Source organism: Protofrankia sp. CiP1_Cm_nod3 (genome assembly GCF_982290655.1).
In genome coordinates, this window is record NZ_CEVIVD010000227.1 from 1 (window position 1) to 4,887 (window position 4,887).

Genomic DNA, 4,887 nt, shown 5'->3' on the forward strand with positions numbered 1-4,887 from the left:
CGGGCCCGCGCGGCAGAGCGAGGGCCCGGGCGCCGCTGCCACCGCGGCGGCCACCGCGGCGGGGGCATCCGTCAGGAAAGCGCGTGGGCGTGGGCCTGGTGGGCGAACCCGGCCGGCGCGGCCTTCGTCGGTCGGGAAGCCTTCGTCCGTCAGGAAGGGGTGTGGGACGCGGGGAGCTGGCAGGCGCCGATGCATGGGGGCGGGGTGTCCTCCCCGCCCGGCCGACGCGGGTGGGCATGGCACGGGTACGCGCGGCGGCAGGCTGCGAAGATCCCCGCCTGGCCGGCACGGGTGGGCGCGGCCGTCATCCACGTGTGGGAGCGGAGCGCCGGTACACGCCGTGGCCGGGCAGGATCTGCCGCGCCGGGCGCCCAGGTCCGCATGTGTTCGGGTCCCGGACGGGGCGAAGACCGTCCAAGATCCACCATATGCGCACGAAAACTACGATCCCGGCACCAGACGGGGCTGTCGGCGGGACGTTCGGTGAGAAGGCCATTACCACCGGCGCTGATACCAGCGGCCCTGATGCCGTCGGTACCGCGCGCGGGTGGAGTTCCGCGGCGGTCCGCTGCCCGTCCCCGCGGGTCTTCTTCGCCTCCGCGGCCGCGGTGAACACGGTGCTGGGACGGGCGTCGACCCGGCACAGGGGGCGGCCGTGCCCCCAGCGGTCCGCCCACAGCAGCCGGGGGCGGACCGTGCTCGCCTACTGTGACCAGGGCTGTTACGACGATGCCGTCGACCTGCTCGCCGACGTCATGAACCGGCTGGGCGGCCGTCGGTTCGACGATCATGGCCGCGACGGAACATCACGCAGCCGTGGCGCCCGTGATGGGAGCGAGGCCACTCTGGACGGCTACGCGCTGAGAACCGCGTCCGCCGCGCTCGGGCAGCTCCATCGCAGGCGCCGCAAGAGCCTCGGGCTGCCGCAGCGGCCCGAGCGGGTCATCGACACCGGCTGGGCCGGGCGCATCCTGCCGGACCCGGGTGACCGGCGCCTGCTCGCGCACATGCTGACCTGGCTGGGCAGTGACGCACCGGCCGTGACGGACGCGGGCTGGCCGGTCGAGACGTGGGCGCCGCGGTACGGACTGCCCGTGGCGGCGATGGCGGCTCGGGTGGGCCGGGTCGCCGACGCCCTGCGGGAGGGCGACCCGCGCCGCTACTGGCGGTATATCGCCGAGCCGCTCGCGGCCAAGCCGCGGGTGCCCGCCCTGCTCGGCGACATCGAGATGGCTCATGACGACATGGCCGTGCACGGAGAGGCCGGGCACGGAGAGGCCGCGAACGAGGAGGCCGCGAACGAGGAGGCACTGTGCGCCGGATAGCGCTCCATATTCTCGGTGAGTCCGACGTAGGGCTGTTCAAGGCCGGCGCGGAGGAGATCGAAGCCCGTCTGGCCGCGCTACGCAGCAGTGATCCGGTCACTCGTGACATCGAGCTCGCGGGCACACCGGTGTCCAGGTTCGTCTCCCGCATCGGCGCGGGACCGGACGGCCCGGAGCGCATCCTCCTGATCGCCACGACCGGCGGTACCCGAGCCACCGGGCCGCTCGCCGACGTCGTGGCCGAGTACGTCAGCCGCCACACCGGCGGTGGCGGCCGGGTGACCGTCGAGTATGTCGTCGATCCGGCCCTGGAGCCCGCCCGGGACTGGATCCGGCAGTACATCGAGCGGTACGCCATCGACGAGACGACGCGCTGGGAGCTGCCGTTGGGCGGCGGGTCGACCGGCCTGGTGCTGGGTCTCCTCTTCGAGGTGCTCATCCGGGGCTTCCCGGTCACCCTCCGGACCGAGGACGACGCGGTGGCCGTCGTCGAACTGGGCATGCTGACGTGGCAGGAGCGGGAGGAGGCGATGAAACGGTGGCTGGTCCGGCACCGCTTCTACGACGCGCTCGCCAAGCTCGACCCGCGGTGGGAGCCGCTGGCCTGTCGGCAGGCGGTGAACGTCGCCGCCGTGCTCACCGCCGCCTGCGGTCCCCGGGACGACGGCCACTGGCTGCTTGACGACCGGGCGCGTGCGGCGCTGTTCGAAGCGGTCCAGGCGTCGTTCGCCGAGGGTCTGGCCCGTCAGGAGATCACCGACGGTGCCGCGGCCCGGACCTGGCTCAGGCGTTTCGCCACCGCGCACGTGCCCGCCGACCTGCACCTGGACGTCCTGCGCATGCTCGGCTGCCCGCCCTGGAGGCAGCTCGCGGTCGACCCGGCCATGGCCGAGCGGGTGGGCGCGCCGGTGGCGGCGCTGCTGAGCCCGGAAGTGGTGTGCTGGCACCGGAAGGTCATCCGTAACAGCCACGGCGCCCTCGGGGTGGTGGCCGAGCCGCCGGCGGCCGTGGTCGCGCTGCAGAACGACTGGATCGCGTCGCAGCACCGCGGTGGTCTACTGGCCGACTATCCGGCCTGGCTGGTGCGGGAGCCGCCCGCGGCCGGGCGGCGGGTCCTCCTGCTGCGCGTCCTGCGTACCGACCAGCGCAAGGACGACGACGTCCTGGACCAGGTGCTCGCCCGGCTCGGGGCCGGTGAGGTGCTGCTTGTCGAACTCAGGACGGCGCAGGGCACGACGACACCGCCCCGGCCCACCGTCACCGGTCCCTTCACGGTGGCGGTGACCGAGAAGGAGATCACGGAGACGCCGAGCCTGGCCGCCGCCTACCAGCGGGAACTGGTCAGATTTCTCGACGAGGAGGTACCCGGTGCCGACCTCGTCGACGAGGTCGCGGTGGTCCTCCCGCTCGGCGCCAAGGCGCTGGTCACCGCCGCGATGCTGGCCGCGGTCGACTGGTCGGTCCGCGCCGCCGCGCCGCTACAGGTCCTGACCACCCACGGTGACCATAACGACCGGGGAGTCGTGGCGACCAGGGGAGTCCACGAGGACGGCGATCGGGCCCTGGCCGCGCTCGGCCTGGACGGCGTCCTGGCCGAGCTGGCGGTGACGGCGCTGCGCAACCTCGACCTGACGGTCGCCGAACGTCTCCTGCGCCGCGGCTCGGCCCGGCTGCACGGGCTGGCCGACGAGGTCCGCGAGCTCCGGCGGGACGCGTTCAGAGTCCCGGAGAGCGCACCCGGCGTGGGGGGGCACGACGACCGCACGTCGGCGGCGGAGGTGTCGCTGGCCTGCGCGCGGTTGCGACTGTGCGGGCAGATCGCCGAGGAGCATCCGTGGGACGCCGCCTACCTGGCGACCAGCGTCCTGGACCACACCTTCCGGATGCCCGACGGGCAGACCCGGCGGTGCCAGGTCGAGGGCATCGGCCGGACCACCCTGACGAAGAACCGGGGCTGGGTGGCCGGGCCCGCCGAACCGACCGAGCGCCCGCAGGACTGGAAGCATCTGGCGCCGTGGCAGGTGGTCCGGGACAGGCAGAACGGGCATCGGCCGTCGTCGCAGCTACGCGATCTGCGCAACAGCCATCCGCTTTCGCACGGCATCGACCAGCCCTGGGAGAACCGTTACTGGGGCGGAGGCGAGGAGAAAGCGGGGAAGCGGGACGGCAGGCGGGAGAGCATCGCCGTCCCGACGGCCTCGCATGTCGTCCAGCTGCTCGCGGAAGCCGAGGCGGAGCTGCGCGACGCGCTGCGCGAGACATACCCGCAGGAAAGCTACCCGGAGGTGGCCCCCGTGGATCCGGAGCACCTCGTCCGGCGCCATCGGGACCTGCTGGTGCGGGTCGCGGGCCATCAGGGCGTGCCGGACGGTCAGGTACCGGCGGCCAGGGCGGCGAACCGGTCGGCCGCGGCCGCCTGCGCCGGGACGAGCGAGCCGGCCGGGGCATCGCCGGCCAGCAGCGCGAGGATCCGCAGCGCCACGTCGACGGAGGAGTCGAAGAAGCCGTCGAGGAAGCCGGCCTGACGGGGGCCGGCCGGCTGCCCGTCGCGGCCCAGCGGCGCGGGCACGACCAGATGGGCGAGGCCGGGACGTTCCGCCAGCGCCGCCCGCCAGCGCTCGACGGACGCCCGGATCTCGGCAACCGGGCGGCCGGACAGCTCCGCGACGGCTCCGAGCGCCCCACCCCCCGGGCCGTCCGCCGGGATGAGCAGCACCACCTGGACGTCGGGCGGAGCGCTGGCGAGCAGCCGGATATCGCCGTCGCCGTCCGCCGCCGGGTCGGCCAGGATGTGCGCCCACACGAGGTTCTCGGCCGAGGCGGGGTCCGCGAGCCAGCCTCGCAGCAGTTCGCTGGCCAGCGGCGTGTTCGGCCCGCGCCCCGGGTTCAGCGACCGGGCGAGGAAGTCGAAGCTTTCCCGTCCCCAGCCGAGCGCCGCCGACACCAGCGCGGCGACCGTGTACATCCCGGCCCAGCGCGGCCCGGCGACGACGATGCCGCGGGTGCCGGCGAGGACGGCCGCGTACGGCTCCGCGGCCCGCGCCGCGGCAAGGCGCGGGACGTAGACGCGTCCGTCCTCCCACGCGGACGACGGTTCCCCGACGAACAGGGGATTGTCCCATTCCGCGCCGGTGCGGTCGAACGCCTCGGCGAACACCCGCCCGGCCTCGCCGCGGTCGGCTATCCCGTCCCGCCGGTCGAGCAGCGCGTAGTCGCCGACGTGGTACCGGCAGCGCCGGCCGCGCCAGTGCGGCACGACGGTGACCGCCCATCCGCCGTGCCGCAGCGCGAGCTCGGCGAACAGAGCGCCGCCGGCGGCCCGGTGCTGTTCGGCGAGCAGCGCCCGCTGCAGCCGGAACCGGTGCTCGCAGGCGTTCAACCGCAGCGCCAGCGCCGCGACCGACGATTCGACCAGGCCGTAGGCGCTGAGCATCTCCAGCGGGTGGACACCTACCGCGCGGGCGAGGACCGGGATGGCGATCGGGTCGACCGCGGATTCGTTGGCGAGCCACCGCCGGACCTTGTCGGTGCTGTCCTTCAGCCCGAGCTGCGGGGCGACCTT

General features: G+C 74.2%; 2 protein-coding genes. Both read left to right on the plus strand.

Annotated features, from left to right (window positions below; translation table 11 throughout):
* Positions 1 to 428 precede the first annotated feature (428 nt).
* Positions 429 to 1,325 (plus strand): hypothetical protein, encoded by an 897-nt coding sequence (locus AC5LUJ_RS23195; protein ID WP_250291144.1) that lies wholly within the window; start codon positions 429 to 431, stop codon positions 1,323 to 1,325.
* The gene (locus AC5LUJ_RS23200) at positions 1,313 to 3,850 is read left to right on the plus strand and encodes a hypothetical protein (RefSeq protein WP_250291146.1); all 2,538 of its coding nucleotides are present in this window, start codon (positions 1,313 to 1,315) and stop codon (positions 3,848 to 3,850) included. The genes AC5LUJ_RS23195 and AC5LUJ_RS23200 overlap by 13 nt, the downstream gene beginning before the upstream one ends.
* The last annotated feature ends 1,037 nt before the right edge of the window (positions 3,851 to 4,887 follow it).

Bases quoted from the DNA above. Each gene is read 5' to 3' on its own strand.
- AC5LUJ_RS23195 (WP_250291144.1), top strand. From the start codon at position 429: ATGCGCACGAAAACTACGATCCCGGCACCAGACGGGGCTGTCGGCGGG.